A 16611-nucleotide genomic window follows, 5' to 3' on the forward strand; every position below is an offset into this window, starting at 1 on the left:
CAGAGCGAAAACCATACCGCTAACATCTTGAAACAGCTTGACAAATTCCGATTCGACACTCTCACAGGTACACGCCTCCGGCTAATGCTGGAGTCTGTCGCACGATAGCGACATATCGGCCGCATCTCCGATGGTCACTTCGGGCCGCATCAATGACTCGCGTCACCTACTCTTCACACCGCGCGGCAAAACTATTCCTGTGATACCGTCATTCTCTCTTCCCGCGCCGTACTGCAACTGATTCCGATTTAATGACCAAGCATGCGCTCGTTACAGCCCCCCTCGCCTTCGGCGATCTCCAGGGCTGCCTCACACCGTTTCGCGAACTGCTCGCCAAGGCTGCGCCCTCTGCTCATACGCCGCTGTGGTTTGCGGGCGATCTGATCAATCGCGGACCCGAATCGCTCGAGACGCTGCGCGAAGTGATCGCGCTCGGCGAGCGCGGCGTTGCCGTGCTGGGCAATCACGACCTGCATCTGCTTTCGGTGTCGGCGGGCATCCGCAAGTCGAAAAAGGGCGACACCATCGACGACATCCTGAACGCGCCCGACGCCGATGACTTGTTGCACTGGGTGCGCCACCGTCCAATCGCACACTATGAAAACGGCATGCTGATGGTGCACGCGGGCGTGCTGCCGCAATGGGATGTCGATCTCACGATGGAGCTCGCGCACGAACTCGAAAAGGCTTTGCGGCGTGACAACTGGAAGGAGACGCTCGCGGGCCTCTACGGCAACGAGCCGAACCGCTGGTCGAAGGACCTGAAGGGTATCGACCGGCTGCGCGTGACCTGCAGCGCGCTCACTCGTATGCGTTTTTGCGATCGCGAAGGTACGATGGACTTCACCACGAGCGGCGGCCTCGATTCGGCGCCGCCGGGTTATATGCCGTGGTTCGATGTTCCCGGGCGCAAGACCGCCGACATTACGGTCGTGTTCGGCCATTGGGCGGCGCTCGGCCTCACCCTGCGCAAGAACGTGGTTGGGCTCGATTCGGGCTGCGTTTGGGGCGAACAGCTTTCAGCGGTGCACCTCCACGCCGATCCGTCCCAGCGCCTCCTCACCCAGGTGCCGTGTGAGACCTGCCGCGCGACGAGCGGCTGAACCTGGCGCCGCCACGTCATCTCAGCGCTTCTTGTTGTACACGTGCGTGGTGCTCTTCACACCTTTGGGAAAGACGCGGCGTACGAGTCCGCGCGCCGCGGCGTCGGCCTGAAGCACGACGTCGCGTACAGGCTCGTCGGGTCGCCCCCGAAACGAGGTCGGGTGAAAGTATTCGGCGTCGCCCACCGGGTGATCCGAGAAGTAGTAGTTCGACACGCAGCAGCGCTGCTCCGTGCTCGCATTCTTCGACACTGAATGCCACGAGTGCTGGTTGGTCACCATCACGGCGAGGCGATTGAAGCGGCTCACGATCGTCGTGGGCTCGGCTTTCGTGCCCTGCGGCCAGACTTCCAGGTTGCCGCCCTTCTCCAGCGACCAGCCCGGCGAAACGTAATAAAGCAAATTCAGCACGCGATAGCGTTCGCGATCCTTGTCGTGAGAGTTGTCGAGATGCGGGTTGAGGAAATGGCCCGGCCCCATCATCGAAATCCCGCCGGCGTAGAGATGCTCGTCTGGATAGAGCGAACGCAGGCCCGTGATCTCCTTGATGAGCTCGACCACACGCGGCATCTGGAACGCGAAGATGATCTCTTCAAGCAGCGGCGCGTGCGCGTCCATTTGCGCCGACACGTACTTAAGCTCGCGCAAACTCTTGCGCAGCATCATCTTCGACGTGTCGGGAAAGGCCGCGCGAATTGCACGTGCAACATCCTCCGGAAGTACGTCGTCGATATGGAAGTGGTTGACGGGCGCCGTCTGCGTCCACTGTTCGCGCAATCGCGCGCGCTCTGCTTCGAGGCGCTCTGCGATGCGCGCGCCGAGTTCCATGCGATCCATGATGACTGTCCTGCTTTCGATGTTTTATTTTCGATAACGCGTCGAGGCGTCACGATACCTGAACGGCCCCGGGTCCTTGCACATGCGCCGCCTCACCCCGCATCGCCTCCAACGCCTGCCCCACCGCCTCCTGCGCACGCGCCGCCAGCTTGCGCCGGTCATCCCCCGCTTCGATCGCCTCACCAACATAAACGTGAGCGGTCAGCGGCCCGGACTTGAGCATCGCGTCGAGCGAGTCTTTCAGCGAAAGGTCGTCGATATACGCCGGCGCCACCGACTGCCGCCCCTGCGCATCCTCATACAAAATGCACAGCGGCTGCACGGGCCGCCCAGCCGATACCGCCGCCTGGAACATGTTCGAGTGAAACGGCTTGAGCGCGAGGCCATCCGAGGTCGTGCCTTCGGGAAACACGCACATCAGCTCGCCGCGCTCGAGCCGCGCCGCCAGCTCATGCATGATGCGTTTCGCATCGCTGCGCTTCTCACGCTCGACGAACACCGTGTCGAGATTCTGCGCGAACCAGCCAATGAGGGGCCAGTTGCGGATCTCGGCCTTCGAGACGAACGGCGTGGGCCGCCACGCGTTGATCACGTAGATATCGATCCACGAAATGTGGTTGCTCACGACGAGCGCGCCCGCGTCGAGCCGAGCCGCGTCGTTGTGCACGACGAGCTTCAGGCCGCACAGCTCGAGCATCTTGAGGGACCATGCACGGTTCATGGCGTGGCGCTGATCGGCACTCGCACGCGGAAAGCGCAGTGCGACGGTGCAGGCGCCGCGCAGCAGATGCGCGAGCAGGCGGGTCTTGCGAATGAAGAGGCTCATATTTGACGATAGGCTGAATCGCGAGATCCTAGCAGACCTGCGTGACACAAATCTGTCATGCGCTTGCAACTCGATCGAACCCCCGCTCGAAGCCAACGCGCCCCGCCACGAGCGTTGCGCGCACCACGGCGGGCAATTCGTAGCCGAGGAACGGCGTGTTGTGTCCCTGACTCTTGAGCGCGCGCGGTTCGACGCGCCAGTGCGCATGGGGATCGAACACGGACAGGTCCGCGCTCGCGCCCACGGCGAGCCGCCCCACGTCACGCTGCATCACGGCTGCCGGCGCCGATGTCACATGGGCAAGCGCCTTCGCGAGCGGGATGCGCGCTTCCTGTGCCCATTTCACGGTCAGCGAGAGGAACAGTTCGAGCCCCGTCGCGCCCGGCGTCGCTTCGGCGAAGGGCAGCAGCTTTTCGTCGTCGTCCACCGGCGTGTGCTGCGAACAGATCGCGTCGATCGTGCCATCGGCGAGACCCGTGCGAATCGCCTCGCGATCGCGCTGCTGGCGCAGAGGCGGGTCGAGCCGGAACTGGGCGTCGAAATAGCCGATGTCCATGTCGATCAAATGCAGATGGTTGGCCGTCACGTCGCAGGTCACGGGCAGGCCCTCGGCCTTCGCGGCGCGCACGAGCGCCACGCCCGCCGCCGACGAAAGATGCTGCACGTGCACGCGCGCGCCCGTCACGCGCATCAGTTCGAAGAGCGTATGCAGCGCGATCGTCTCCGCGCTCACCGGCACGCCGGAGAGGCCGAGGCGCGAAGCCAGCGCGCCGCTCGCGGCCACGCCGCCCTTCGAGAGGTACGCGTCCTGCGGCCGCAGCCACACGGCGTAGCCGTAGGTGCTCGCGTACTGCAGCGCGCGCAGCAGGACCTGGGTATCGGCGATCGGCGTGTCGGCTTGCGTGAAGCCGATGCAACCCGCTTCGGTCAGTGACACCATCTCGGTGATCACCTGTCCTTTCAGGCCCACGGTGAGCGCGCCCAGCGGATGCACCTGCGCACGCGCGAGCTTGCCCGCGCGGTGCTTGAGCATCTCGACGAGGCCGGCCTCATCGAGCACGGGGTCGGTATCGGGCGGGCACACGAGGGTCGTCACGCCGCCCGCGAGCGCCGCGTTCATCTCCGAATCGAGCGTGGCCTTGTGTTCGTAGCCCGGCTCGCGCAGGCGCGCGCTCAGGTCGACAAGACCCGGCGTGACGACGAGGCCGCGCGCGTCGAGCGTGCGGTCCGCCTGGAAGCCCGCGGGCGCCGCGCCAAGCGCCGCGATCTTGCCGGCTTCGATGTACACGTCCTGCTGCTGTTCCGTCCCGGCTGCCGGATCGATCAGCGTGCCGCCTTGAATATGGATCTTCATCTGCTGCCCTTGTCGTTCTTGCCGCGTGAGCGCTTCAATCGTTGTTACCGGCGACGATGCCCATCACCGCCATGCGCACCGCAATGCCGAAGCTCACCTGATCGAGGATCACCGACTGCGGACCGTCGGCGACCTGCGAGTCGATCTCCACGCCACGATTCATTGGCCCCGGATGCATGACGATTGCGTCGGGCGCGGCAAGCGCGAGCCGCTCGGGCGTCAAGCCCCAGCTCTTGAAGTACTCCTGCGCGGAAGGCAGCAGGGCGCCGCTCATGCGCTCGTTCTGCAAGCGCAGCATGATGATGACGTCCACATCCTTCAGGCCTTCGTCGAGGTTATGAAACACGCGCACGCCCATCTGCTCGAGGCCGCCCGGCAAAAGCGTGCGCGGGCCAATGGCGCGTACCTCAGGCACGCCGAGCGTGGTCAGCGCGTGGATGTCCGAGCGCGCCACACGCGAATGCAGGATGTCGCCCACGATCGCCACGCGCAGGTTCGTGAAGTCGCGCTTGTAGTGGCGGATCGTGTACATGTCGAGCAGGCCCTGCGTCGGGTGCGCGTGGCGGCCGTCGCCGGCGTTGATCACGTGCACGTGCGGCGCGCAGTGCTCGGCGATCAGGTACGGCGCACCGCTCGACGCGTGGCGCACGACGAACATGTCGGCATGCATCGCCGAAAGATTGCCGATGGTGTCCAGCAGCGACTCGCCCTTGCTCGTCGATGAAGCGTTGATGTTCAGGTTGAGCACATCGGCAGAAAGACGCGTGGCCGCGATCTCGAAAGTGGTGCGCGTGCGCGTGGAGTTCTCGAAAAACAGATTGAACACCGACTTGCCGCGCAACAGCGGCACCTTCTTCACGTCGCGATCGGTCACGCTCACGAACTGAGTGGCAGTGTCGAGTACATGCGTGAGGATCGCGCGCGAGAGGCCCTCGATCGACAGCAGGTGTTTGAGCTCGCCGTTCTTCGTGAGCTGCGGATTGCCCTTGAGGAAGCCGTAGCGAAAACGCGTATCGTCCGCTGGGGACGCGGCGGGCGTGGGCTGTGTGTTCATCGCGTGAATCCTGGATGTGATGGGCGGCGTGTGGCCAGCGTGCATGCCTGTACATCTGCCGTCGCTGCCGCCGAATGGGTTCGATGCGCGCGTCAGCTACCGCTGCTCTGCTCGACTTCAAAGGTGAAGCGGCCGTCGGGGTTGTGCGCTAGTACGAGCGTTTCGTGTGCATCGACACTCACTGCGCCGCCGGTGAAACGCGCAGACACCGGCAGCTCTCGCCCGCCGCGCTCGGCGAGCACCGCGAGTTCGACGGAGGCCGGGCGGCCGTAATCGTAAAGCTCGTTGAGCGCGGCGCGCACGGTGCGGCCCGTGTACAGCACGTCGTCGACGAGCAGAATGTGGCGGCCTTCCACCGCGAACGGCAGCGACGTTGGGCTCGCCTTGCTGTGCAGGCCCTTTTTCGCGTAATCGTCGCGGTGCAGCGCGACGTTGAGCACGCCCCATTCGTGCGTCCCGACGTCCTGCGCGAGCCGCTCGGCGATCCACGCGCCGCCGCTATGAATGCCAACGATCGCCACGCCACCGGGCGCGCCAAACGCATCGGCGTGATACGCCGCGCGAATCTCGTCGAGAAGGGCGAAGTACAGCGCTTCAGCGTCGGGAGTAATCATCAGGCAACTCGCATCGGGCAACTCGCGGGCTAATCAGAGCGGGAGTTCGTCGAGGTACTGCTGGAGAATCACGGAGGCCGCTTCGGCGTCGACATGTTCGATGCGTTCGCCGCGCTCACGCAGCCGCGCTTCGGCGTCGACAGACGAATAGCGCTCGTCCACCCACACCACCCGCAAACCAAAGCGGCCGTTGAGCTGGTTGCCGAAGCGCTTCGCGTGCTGCGTCATGATGTGCGGCGTGCCGTCCGGATGGCACGGCACGCCGACCACGAGCACGTCAGGCTGCCATTCGCGCAGCAACTCGCCTATCGCTTCGAAACGGTAGTCACGACTCTTGTTGGGAATGACGGTGAGCGCCCGGGCGCTGCGCGTGAGCGCGTTGCCGAGCGCCACGCCGATGCGCTTTTCGCCGTAATCGAACGCAAGCAAGGTGGCCTCGCCGGCCCCTCGCCCAGCGGCCACGCTCATGCGTGGCCCGCCTCGCCCGACAGCATCGTCGAGGAAATGCCGAGCAGCGCGAGCGCCGCTTCGAAGCGCTCCTCGGCGGGCACGTCGAACACGATCTTCGGATCGGCCTCGACCGTGAGCCAGCCGTTCTTCGAGATTTCGTCCTCGAGCTGACCCGCGCCCCAGCCGGCATGGCCGAGCGTGAGCAGAAAGCGCTCGGGGCCGCTGCCGTTGGCGACGGCTTCGAGCACATCCTTCGAGGTGGTCATCTCGAGCCCGCCCGGCACCGACATCGAAGACGTATAGCTCGTGCCCTCGGCGGGCGCGTGCAGCACGAAGCCGCGCTCGGTCTGCACCGGGCCGCCGAAATAGACGGGCACGTGCAGGAGCGGCTCGATTTCGAGCTTGAGGTCGATGCGGGAAAAGAGTGCCTCGAGATCGATGTCCGTGGGCCGATTGATGACGAGACCGAGCGCGCCGCGCTCCGAATGATCGCAAAGGTAGACCACCGTTCCTGAAAACGTGGGGTCCGCCATGTTCGGCATGGCGATCAGGAACTGGTTGGTCAGATTGATGCGATCGGTACTCTTGGACATGGTTTGAATTCTAGCAAAGACGATGCGCAATGGCGGCGCGCTGCCAGGCCGGAAGTCGGGCGCCCGATGGCCGCCTCGCACTTTGCCGGCCGCTACGCGTTGCGCATTGCAGGGAATGGCTCACTCTAACACGCGCGCGCTGTGCCCTTGCAAGGCACTGGGCCGATGGCGCAAGGCCGGTGCCCGGTGCCTCGGCAGCCAGACGCGCGCCGTGGATCCGCCCGCCCCGTGCATTCAGTGCGCAATGGATTGCACTGCGGGCTGCGCCGCGGTTTGCGCCGCGCCGCCGACGATCGCCGCCCCAAGCGCACGCACCGCCGGCGTGGCGTCGGGCTGCGCGACGCCCGCCGCGACCTTGTGCAGCATGGCGCGCAGCGCCTCGCTGGCGTGCTCGATTGCCTCGGCGCCGGGCGCCTGTACCGACGGCGCGCCCCGCGCCTCGAGGGCCGAGAGCGTTGCCGCATGCGCGGTGCGCCGCCAGGCGAGGCCCAGCGCATCTGCGAGCTGGCCGACATGACCGAGCCCGAGCGCCCAGGCCGCAGCGCCGATGCGGTACGCCGCTTCGGCCGCGACCAGCGCGTCGGCGGGCTCCGCGGCAGCCCCCGCGCCGCGCAACGTCAGCGTGCGCGAGTGCGTGCCGAGCGCGATCATCGCCGCATCGGCAGTCTGCAGAAAATCTTCATACGCGTTGCCGTTCACGACCAGCGCGCCCAGCTCGCGCGTGGGCGCCACGCGTGCCGCGAGCGCGCCGGCCTGCGCGCTGCCGGCTTCCCACAGCGCCTCCGAGGCTTGCGTGCCGGCGATATGCCATTCGACGGTCAAGCCGTAGTCGTGCAGCAGATCGACGTCCGCGGTGTCTTCCGCGGCGGCCCCGAAGAGCGCGTAGTCCCGCCAGAGCAACGCCAGCGTCGAGCGCACGAGCGTTTGCGGCGCGAAGCGCAGGCCGCGCGCGTGCTCGCCGATCAGCAGATTGCAGCGCGCGTAAAGCCGCCGCACGCCCTCGTCGCCCCACGACGCCACGCCACGTCGCAGCGCACGTCCACACGCGGATGCAAGCCGCCAGAAGTCGTAGGGATCGGGACTCGATAGCTCGGCCATGCAGGCGTCCATCTCGTCGAATGCCGCGAGCGCGAGCGCGTTGGCCGCACGGCTGCCGTTGCCGACGTGCGATTTCAGCGCATGCAGCAGCGCCTGCTCGAAGCGCGCGCGCACCTGGCCGAAGCGTTGGGCCGGCTGCGGATGCAGCGAAGCAGGCGCCAGCGGCCGGCCCTGCAGCGCCACGTCCTCATAGGCGAGCGCGATGCCCGGCACGTGCTCCGCGAGCGCGGCCACGAGCGCATGCTGCCGCGCAAAAAGCGCGGGCGAGCACGCCAGCTCGCGCAGATTGCGGCGCTCGAGCGCGGCGACGAGTTCCTTGAGCGCCTCGCTGAACAGGACGCGGAATTCAGCGCCCTGCGCTTCCTCGGGTGCGTGGAGCGGCCGCACGGGCAAGCCCGGCGGCGGCTCTATGGGCACGGGCGCAGCGAGCGCGAGCGGGGAAGCGAGGAGCAGCGTATCGGCAAAGCGCGCGGCGGCAAGCCAGCCGGCGTCGTGCAGCGTGCGGGCAGCCTGGCGCAGCGGCCGGGCCACATCACGCTGCTCTTCGAGCGCGTCCAGCGCCTGGGCGAGCGCGCCGTGCGCGAACGGCACCGTGCCGCCGCGCGGATTCGGCAACGCTTCGAACCGCACATCAGAGCTTGAAGGATGACTCATAGGGCAGCGCCGAAAACGTTAGCGGGCCGACCAGGCGGGCAATCTCGACAATGGCGTCGACGCTGACGTCGACAACCGCGACGGCAAGCGCAAATACGGTGCCCGCTGTTGCGACACCGCACTCCACACCCGCCACACTTCTGGAATCTGCAGCCAGACTGCGCGCCGGCTATCGCCAGCTATCCGGGCAACGCGCTCAGATCTGGACCATCTCGAAGTCTTCCTTGCGCGCACCGCACTCAGGACAGGTCCAGTTGATCGGGACATCCTCCCAGCGCGTGCCGGGGGCAATGCCTTCGTCTGGCAAACCGGCTTCTTCGTCGTAAATCCAGCCGCAGATCAGGCACATCCAGCTTCTATATTCCATTCTTATGCCGCGTCGAAAAGTCCGAAACCAGTCGGAAAAAAAATCGGGGAAACGAGAGCCATGATGGTACCTTGTTGCCGTTTCCATGCCTAGCAAGAGGAAATCTGGCCTGCATGGGATCAAACGGAATGCGTTGACGCGGGCGGCGCGTGCAGCGCGGAGAAATCCTCGCGCGCGCCGGGGTCATCCGTCCCCCGGATTCGTCGATAGGCCGCATAATTAAAGCATTCGCTTATGACGGCACGGTACGCCGCGCCCGAAGTCCAATCCATCTCGCCACGTTCATGCCCAGCGACACCCCTCCCATCGTCCTCACCTTCGGCCTTTCCGACCCGACCGGCGGCGGCGGACTTCAAGCCGACCTGCTCACGCTCGCCAGCATGGGTTGCCACGGCGTCACCGCGCTGACCGGCTACACGGTGCGCGACTCCGCAGGCTGCGACGAAGTGACTGGGCTCGACCCGGAAACCGTCGCCACCCAGGCGCGCATGCTGCTCGAAGACATGCCCATCGCGGCGTTCAAGGTCGGCGCGGGCGCGCGCGCCGAGGTCGTGAGCGCAATCGCCGAGGTGGTCGCCGACTATGACGACTTGCCGCTCATCCTCGCCCCCGACTTCACGCTCGACGACGAACACGTCCTCGCCGCCGACGAACTGCGTGAAGCGATGGCCGACCTGCTCGTACCGCAGACCACGCTGCTCGTGGCGGACTCCGCCACGCTGATCGCGCTCGCACAGCCAGACGGCGACGCGGAAGCGCCCAGCGTCGACGCGGCCATTGCGCACCTGCTCGCCACCGGTTGCGAGTACATCCTGGCGATGGAAACGGGCACGCATCGCGTGGTCAATACGCTCTATTGCGAAGACGGCCAGTTGCGCCAGGACCTGTGGGACCGCTCCACGCAGCCGATGATGGGCGTGACCGACACGCTTGGCGCCGCCATCGCCGCGTTGCTTGCCAATGGGCAAGAGCCGCCAGAGGCCGTGCGCGAAGCGCAGGAATATGTGTATCAGGCCGTGCAGAACGCGTTCAGGCCGGGGATGGGCGCGTGGCTGCCCGACCGGTTCTTCTGGGCGCGCAGCAACGACACGGACGCCGACGAAGCCTCGCCCGGCGAAGCGAAGCAATAAGACCACGGCTTGGCCTTCTGCGCGGAGGCCAGGCGTGCAAACCGCACAGACGAAAAAAAGCCCGCATCGCTGCGGGCTCTTCTTTTCGGGCTAGGGGCACACGCCTCACGGCGCGTCCCCTGCACTTGTGCACTTCGATGCAATTTCGGCGTGAGCCTGGCTCTGCATGGGACCGGAGTAGGCGCTGAAGCACCAACTCCGGATCGCAATTACATGTCCATGCCCATGCCGCCCATGCCGCCGGGCATGCCGCCAGGCATCGGAGCATCTTCCTTCGGCACTTCAGCAACAGCTGCGTCCGTCGTCAGGAGCAGGCCGGCAACCGAAGCTGCGTTTTGCAGTGCGGTGCGCGTAACCTTCGTCGGGTCGACCACGCCGGCTTCGACCATGTCGACGTACTCGCCGGTCGCTGCGTTGTAGCCATAGTTGCCTTGACCAGCGGCAACTGCTGCCACGACGACCGAAGCTTCTTCGCCGCCGTTCGTGACGATCTGGCGCAGCGGCTCTTCCATGGCGCGCAGGACGATCTTGATACCGGCGTCCTGGTCTGCGTTGGCGCCCTTCACGCTGGCGATTGCCGTACGTGCACGGATCAGCGCAACGCCGCCGCCCGGGACGATGCCTTCTTCAACGGCAGCGCGGGTTGCGTGCAGCGCGTCTTCCACGCGTGCCTTCTTTTCCTTCATTTCGACTTCGGTCGCAGCGCCGACCTTGATCACTGCCACGCCGCCTGCCAGCTTGGCAACGCGCTCTTGCAGCTTCTCACGGTCGTAGTCCGACGTCGCTTCTTCGATTTGCGTGCGGATTTGCTTCACGCGCGCTTCGATGTTCACGGCTTCGCCAGCGCCGTCGATGATCGTCGTGTTTTCCTTGCCCACTTCGATGCGCTTGGCTTGACCGAGTTCGGCCAGCGTTGCCTTTTCGAGCGTGAGGCCGGTTTCTTCAGCGATGACTTGACCGCCGGTCAGGATCGCGATGTCTTCCAGCATGGCCTTGCGACGGTCGCCGAAGCCCGGAGCCTTGACGGCGACGGTCTTCAGGATGCCGCGGATGTTGTTGACGACCAGCGTTGCGAGCGCTTCGCCTTCGACGTCTTCAGCGATGATCAGCAGCGGACGGCCAGCCTTCGCGACTTGTTCCAGAACCGGCAGCAGATCACGGATGTTCGAGATCTTCTTGTCGAACAGCAGGACGAACGGGCTTTCCAGCACGGCGACTTGCTTGTCCGGGTTGTTGATGAAGTACGGCGAGAGGTAGCCGCGGTCGAACTGCATACCTTCGACGACTTCCAGCTCGTCTTGCAGCGACTTGCCGTCTTCGACGGTGATGACGCCTTCCTTGCCGACCTTGTCCATCGCCTCAGCGATACGGTCGCCGATCGACGTGTCGCTGTTTGCCGAGATCGAGCCGACTTGAGCGATTTCCTTGTTGGTCGTGCAGGGCTTGCTGACCTTGCGCAGCTCTTCGATTGCTGCTGCGACGGCCTTGTCGATGCCGCGCTTCAGGTCCATCGGGTTCATGCCCGATGCGACGTACTTCATGCCTTCGCGGACGATCGACTGGGCCAGAACCGTAGCCGTCGTCGTGCCGTCACCGGCGTTGTCGCTGGTCTTGGAAGCAACTTCCTTGACCATTTGCGCGCCCATGTTCTGGAGCTTGTCCTTGAGCTCGATTTCCTTTGCGACCGAGACACCGTCCTTGGTGACCGTCGGGCCGCCGAACGAGCGCTCGAGCACCACGTTGCGGCCCTTCGGACCCAGCGTGACCTTCACTGCGTTGGCGAGAATGTTCACGCCTTCAACCATCTTGGAACGGGCGGAATCGCCGAACACGACGTCTTTAGCTGCCATCTTCTAACTCCTTGAATTCTTGAATAGTGAGCGGTGGAATGAACTTACTTGTTCACCACGGCCATGATGTCTTCTTCACGCATCACGAGCAGTTCGTTGCCATCGACCTTGACGGTCTGGCCAGCGTACTTGCCGAACAGAACGCGATCGCCGACCTTCACGTCGAGCGCGATCAGGGCGCCCTTGTCGTCGCGCTTGCCCGGGCCGATGGCCAGGACTTCGCCTTGATCCGGCTTTTCTGCCGCTGCGTCCGGGATCACGATGCCCGAAGCGGTCTTGGTTTCTTGATCCAGGCGCTTGACGATCACGCGATCATGCAAAGGACGAAGGTTCATGGATAGATCCTCTCTTGATTAGGACTTGAAGCGACTCAAGAAAACCTGGCTGCCGGCAACCCGCCAGCCAGAGATGTTGTTCGCACCGGAGTTGTTAGCACTCTCATGCGGTGAGTGCTAATTATATGGACGGGGAGTGACAAATTCAAGAAGGGGCGGAATGGGGAATTTCCGTTGAAATTGATTCAACCCCAGAGGCACTCTTGCTAGTTCAGGTGGAAACTATTGGATGTCGGGCTTCCGTGCCATATCTAAATATTTTCTAATAAAAACAATAGGATAGATTGCCTCACCATCCGACCCCTTAAGAAACCGCATGACTCTGGAAGCAACGGCATCCAGCAAGCGGGCCCCAGCCCGCCGGGTCCTCCGGGACGCCTCTCGGGGAAATCCCCGATCTTGCCATGATCCGGCGCGATTTATATGCGCAAGCGGTTTGTTGGCGCCCTACTGCTCGCAGGCAGCGCATATGTGCGGTAGGCAACACCGGCAATCAACGGATGAACGGAAAATCACTCATATGATCTTTCGAGCGGCTGCGCCCGATCGGGCACCGCCGCTCTCCTGCGCATGCAGATCGTGAGTTCCGCGAGGCTTCGCCGATCGCTTCAACGACGATCCTGAACATGCCGAAATGGCGTCGCCATGACGGTGGAACGACAGCATGTCAGTTCAGATGACTCGTAACCAGAGTTTCCCCACACCATGCAAGTTCTGTGGCGGGACGCTCTATCAGCACGTCGATTCCTGCCCTTATTGCGGCACGGATCGCCCGCTCGACGCGGCTGCGCACGCGCGCCCGAAAGCCACCTTAAGAGTCATCGGTTCCGCCGCAGCGCCTATGCCTGCCGTTGAAAAGGTGTCGCTTGCCGGCGCGGCCGCATCCCATCGCCCGGCGGTGCACGCAGACTATTTGCACCACTATCAACTCGAGGAACACCGGCCGTTCTGGCGCACCGGTAAAGGGCGCTTCGTGAAGGGCGTTTTGCTCGCCTGGTTCATTGTCGCAATCGCATACGCTGCGTTTCTGCTATACGGCGAAAGGCGCGGCCAGGAAAGAGAAGTACGCGTCACGCGCGCGAGCCTCGCGGAGAAAAGCTTGCCAAGCGCGAATGCCACACTTCCACGTGGCGCGAACAATCAGACAGCGCGCGAGATGCAGCGCGACAGCGCACCTGCGGAGCAACGCCGCGATGATGCGCTGCAAAGCGCGGACCGATGTGCCTCGCAACGTGCCTGGGATTGCGTGCGAGAACAGGCATCGTTGGCGCTCGCGATAGATCCGGCCAGCCTGCACGCACGATCGCTGATGGAGCGCGCCATCCTGGCGACGGGCTGGTCGCCGCTTCGTACGCCGATCGGCACCGCGCGATCGGACGCGGCTGTGCCGCGGCCGCGCGATGCAAGCAGCGTTCCGCTGCCGTCGTCGCGGGATTGGGGCGCCGCCGCGCCGGCCGCGCCGAACGCCCCGGCCACAGTCGCGTCACCTCCCCCGCTGCCGAGCGCGAGTGGCACGTCAGCTAACGGGCATCCAACGGACGTCGAAAGTGCGGATACGAGCGTTACGTCGGCAGCTGCGAATCAATCCGCTGCCGCCGGCGCCAACGTCCCTGGCAGCAACGACGACGGCGTCGATACCCAGGAGCGCGCGATTCGCCAACTCGGGTGGAAGGACGCCCCATCCTCAGAAGGCACGCATTGAAAACGATTACAGATTAAATCGAAGTCTGCCGTAGAACGTATCCAAGGCGGGAGAGAGACCATGCTGAAAACGATGCTCGCAGGACTGGCGGCGCTGATCACCCTGCTCTTTTCGACACTCGCGCTCGCCGCTGCCGCAGACGCGAACTACAAGATCGTGACCGGCCAGGAGCGCGGGACGTACATTCAGATCGGCCAGGACCTCGCGAAATGGGTCGCGCAGCCGGCGGGCATCGACCTCGAAGTGATCCCATCGAAAGGCTCGGCGGAAAACGTGCAGCGCATGCGTTTCGAGCCCGGCGTGAAGCTCGCGCTCGTGCAGTCCGACGTTTATCAGGCCTACGTCGACATGGCCAATTCCGGCAACGAAGAGGCCGGCACGCTGATACGGCCGCTGCGGCTCATCATGCCGCTCTACGACGAAGAGATTTACTTCGTGGTGCGTAACGACTCGCCGATGAAGACGATCAACGAGATCAAGGACAAGGTAATGAGCGTCGGGCTGATCGGCAGCGGCACCGCGCAGTCGGCGACGACGCTGTACCGACTCATGTTCGGCCAGCCGATTCCGGAGCAGAACGCGCAGCACCTGAGCAACGAGGACGCACTCGCCGCACTCATCGTCAAGAAGATCGACGTGGCGATCATCGTCGCCGGGCAACCCGCCAAGCTCTTTACCGACATGAACCCCGAACTGCTGCAGCAGATCCGCTTCTTGCGCGTCGATGCGAACGCGCCGGAAACGGCGCGCGCCAAGCAGACCTACTATCCCGCGACGATCCACGTGTCGAGTTACCCGAACTGGCTCAAGGAAGACGTGCCGACATGGACGGTCAAGGCCTTTCTCGTCACCTATGACTACAACCTGCGCGATACGGTCGGCAACCTGAAGCGCTTTGCCGATTCGCTCTGCGCGAACTTCGACAACCTGCAGGAGCACGGGCATCCGAAATGGAAGCAAGTGAAGCTCGAACTGCCGGGCCTCGGCAAAGGCTGGCAATACTATCCGCCCGTTGAGCGACGCCTGAAGGCGTGTTTCGCGCATCGCGCCGCGATGCAGGCGGCCGCGGCGCCGCGCGCCGTCGCCACAGAACAAGTCAATGCACGGCCGTGTTCGGACCAGGAGCGCCTGCTCCTGCTTTGCAAGTAATTTGACACGGAATGGACATCTTCCACCAGGCCGCGGACCGCGCACATCGAACCGCTCGACGCGGTTAGAGCGCCTGGCAGCGGCCCCGCGGTGCTGCTCTCGCAGCACGCACAATCGCGATCTCCTGCGTCCCGACAAATGACAGGCTTGTTCCGCCACGGAACGCAGCTCCGCTCACGGATGCGATAGAAATACTGCGCGCTGACCACGAAATCGCCGCGTATTTCGATCGCGTTGCGGTCTACGTCGCCACGCATCGCTTTTCCTGAGGTACGCATCCCGATCGAATCTGACGCTGCTTGTATTCGAGTCGCGACCGACAAGGATGAGCGCGCATGCAAGAAGGCAATGCTTTGTGCTCCGGCGAACGGTGGTTCCGGTGCAGTTTGCCTAACATGCGTTGACCGTTATTCCTTTGTCCGGCGAGCACACGTCATCAGCATCCCGATGCCTGCTTTCTGGGGCCATTACGATCGCTTTATCGCGATGGACTGGATAACCGGCGTCGTGCGTGGTAAGGCGAGCGGTTCACGTGCCGAGTACACGCTTGTCATGCGCGCGCTGCCCTGCGCGGCGTTCAAGAGGAGTACGCTATGAGCAGCACCGCTGCTAGCATGTCACTGAGCCGCTCGCGGCTCGTGTTCTGGTACGCGACGTTCGCCGCCATTTCTATCGGCGCCAATCTGGGCAGTCAAAGCCTCGCCTTTCACTTATACCGGGGCCCGTTTGCGATTCCGCTTTCAGTGTGCGTAGGCACCGGTGTTGGGCTTGTCGTCAAATATCTGCTCGATAAGGCCTGGATATTCCGCTACGAGCACCAGAGTGTTGCACACGGCGTGCGCACATTCTCGCTGTACGTTGTCATGGGGCTGGGCACCACGCTCCTTTTCTGGTCCGTGGAATTCATCGCGAACGCACTCTTTCATGGCGAAGCCGGACGGCTCGCCGGTGGCGCAGTCGGTCTGGTGATCGGCTATTTCACAAAATACCAGCTGGATAAACGCTTTACGTTTGCTTGAGTTCGATTGCAGCAGTACAGAGCCTGCAGGCAGTCCATAGCTTCGGTTGCGCCAAGGATCGCGGATCGCGCATGTGTACCCGGTGGCACGTCCCGGTCGGCATGCTCGTGGGCGATCCATTCGTTTCCGCGCTGGTAACGTGCAAGACACCGGCAAGTCGAGCGGCGTTTCGCATTTACATGGTCGGGTGACGTACGCTGGCGTACAGACCCACTCACAACCATGCTCTATGGTTGATGACTGAATCCCGCAATGCGCGTGTGCGGCCGTCCAACGAGCCCAAGGACAGTGCTCGCGCTTTCGCTCTATGGGCGAAGTCATAACGGGTTCCTCACGTTTGTCCAACGCGTGCACGATTACGCGATCGTATTCACCGCCAGAAACTGCGTGAGCTGGGCAACAACCGTTCGGGAATTCGAAGATGGGACTCATGTCCGGCCGTTATGCCGCCATAGTGTTTGACGGTCATTAACCGA

General features: G+C 63.9%; 16 protein-coding genes. 5 read left to right on the forward strand and 11 right to left on the reverse strand.

Annotated features, from left to right (window positions below; translation table 11 throughout):
- Window positions 1-251 precede the first annotated feature (251 nt).
- Window positions 252-1103 (forward strand): symmetrical bis(5'-nucleosyl)-tetraphosphatase, encoded by an 852-nt coding sequence (locus AB3X98_RS10915; protein WP_368603896.1) that lies wholly within the window; start codon window positions 252-254, stop codon window positions 1101-1103.
- Window positions 1104-1124: 21 nt separating this feature from the next.
- Here AB3X98_RS10915 and AB3X98_RS10920 read toward each other — a convergent pair whose 3' ends face one another.
- From AB3X98_RS10920 to AB3X98_RS10960, 9 genes are all read right to left on the reverse strand, one after another.
- Complete coding sequence (locus tag AB3X98_RS10920) at window positions 1125-1940, reverse strand: 2OG-Fe(II) oxygenase (protein ID WP_368603897.1); 816 nt, start codon at window positions 1938-1940, stop codon at window positions 1125-1127.
- A gap of 49 nt (window positions 1941-1989) precedes the next feature.
- Window positions 1990-2766 carry a lysophospholipid acyltransferase family protein gene (locus AB3X98_RS10925; protein WP_368603898.1) on the reverse strand — a complete coding sequence of 259 codons (777 nt, stop codon included), beginning with the start codon at window positions 2764-2766 and terminating at the stop codon, window positions 1990-1992.
- Window positions 2767-2821: 55 nt separating this feature from the next.
- Window positions 2822-4120: a dihydroorotase gene (locus AB3X98_RS10930; RefSeq protein ID WP_368603899.1), complete on the reverse strand. Its 1299-nt coding sequence runs from the start codon at window positions 4118-4120 to the stop codon at window positions 2822-2824.
- A gap of 34 nt (window positions 4121-4154) precedes the next feature.
- Window positions 4155-5174, reverse strand: a complete 1020-nt coding sequence (locus AB3X98_RS10935) for an aspartate carbamoyltransferase catalytic subunit (protein WP_324140716.1) — start codon at window positions 5172-5174, stop codon at window positions 4155-4157.
- Window positions 5175-5266: 92 nt separating this feature from the next.
- Window positions 5267-5788: a bifunctional pyr operon transcriptional regulator/uracil phosphoribosyltransferase PyrR gene (gene pyrR, locus AB3X98_RS10940; protein ID WP_368603900.1), complete on the reverse strand. Its 522-nt coding sequence runs from the start codon at window positions 5786-5788 to the stop codon at window positions 5267-5269.
- A gap of 33 nt (window positions 5789-5821) precedes the next feature.
- Window positions 5822-6256: a Holliday junction resolvase RuvX gene (gene ruvX, locus AB3X98_RS10945; protein WP_368603901.1), complete on the reverse strand. Its 435-nt coding sequence runs from the start codon at window positions 6254-6256 to the stop codon at window positions 5822-5824.
- Window positions 6253-6831: a YqgE/AlgH family protein gene (locus tag AB3X98_RS10950; protein ID WP_028202127.1), complete on the reverse strand. Its 579-nt coding sequence runs from the start codon at window positions 6829-6831 to the stop codon at window positions 6253-6255. The genes ruvX and AB3X98_RS10950 overlap by 4 nt, the downstream gene beginning before the upstream one ends.
- A gap of 234 nt (window positions 6832-7065) precedes the next feature.
- Window positions 7066-8583, reverse strand: a complete 1518-nt coding sequence (locus tag AB3X98_RS10955) for a hypothetical protein (RefSeq protein ID WP_368603902.1) — start codon at window positions 8581-8583, stop codon at window positions 7066-7068.
- A 196-nt stretch (window positions 8584-8779) separates the two neighbouring features.
- Window positions 8780-8950, reverse strand: coding sequence for a rubredoxin (locus tag AB3X98_RS10960; protein ID WP_008342674.1), 171 nt, complete (start codon window positions 8948-8950; stop codon window positions 8780-8782).
- A 284-nt stretch (window positions 8951-9234) separates the two neighbouring features.
- On the opposite strand from AB3X98_RS10960, the gene AB3X98_RS10965 reads away from it, so the two are divergent.
- The gene (locus AB3X98_RS10965; RefSeq protein WP_069267691.1) at window positions 9235-10080 is read left to right on the forward strand and encodes a hydroxymethylpyrimidine/phosphomethylpyrimidine kinase; all 846 of its coding nucleotides are present in this window, start codon (window positions 9235-9237) and stop codon (window positions 10078-10080) included.
- Window positions 10081-10289: 209 nt separating this feature from the next.
- On the opposite strand, the gene groL is transcribed toward AB3X98_RS10965, so the two are convergent.
- Together groL and groES are read right to left on the reverse strand one after the other, a co-directional pair.
- On the reverse strand, window positions 10290-11930 hold the full coding sequence (gene groL / locus AB3X98_RS10970) for a chaperonin GroEL (RefSeq protein ID WP_042262253.1): 1641 nt from the start codon (window positions 11928-11930) through the stop codon (window positions 10290-10292).
- A gap of 44 nt (window positions 11931-11974) precedes the next feature.
- The gene (gene groES, locus AB3X98_RS10975) at window positions 11975-12265 is read right to left on the reverse strand and encodes a co-chaperone GroES (RefSeq protein WP_028202123.1); all 291 of its coding nucleotides are present in this window, start codon (window positions 12263-12265) and stop codon (window positions 11975-11977) included.
- 841 nt (window positions 12266-13106) lie between these two features.
- Here groES and AB3X98_RS10980 point away from each other — a divergent pair.
- From AB3X98_RS10980 to AB3X98_RS10990, 3 genes are all read left to right on the forward strand, one after another.
- On the forward strand, window positions 13107-13967 hold the full coding sequence (locus AB3X98_RS10980) for a hypothetical protein (protein ID WP_368610243.1): 861 nt from the start codon (window positions 13107-13109) through the stop codon (window positions 13965-13967).
- A gap of 60 nt (window positions 13968-14027) precedes the next feature.
- Window positions 14028-15116, forward strand: a complete 1089-nt coding sequence (locus AB3X98_RS10985; RefSeq protein ID WP_069267693.1) for a TAXI family TRAP transporter solute-binding subunit — start codon at window positions 14028-14030, stop codon at window positions 15114-15116.
- Between the two features lie 593 nt (window positions 15117-15709).
- Complete coding sequence (locus tag AB3X98_RS10990; RefSeq protein WP_368603904.1) at window positions 15710-16135, forward strand: GtrA family protein; 426 nt, start codon at window positions 15710-15712, stop codon at window positions 16133-16135.
- Window positions 16136-16611 lie beyond the last annotated feature (476 nt).

This window comes from Paraburkholderia sp. BR14312 (assembly GCF_040948675.1).
In the GTDB taxonomy this organism is placed as follows: Bacteria; Pseudomonadota; Gammaproteobacteria; order Burkholderiales; family Burkholderiaceae; genus Paraburkholderia; species Paraburkholderia nodosa_A.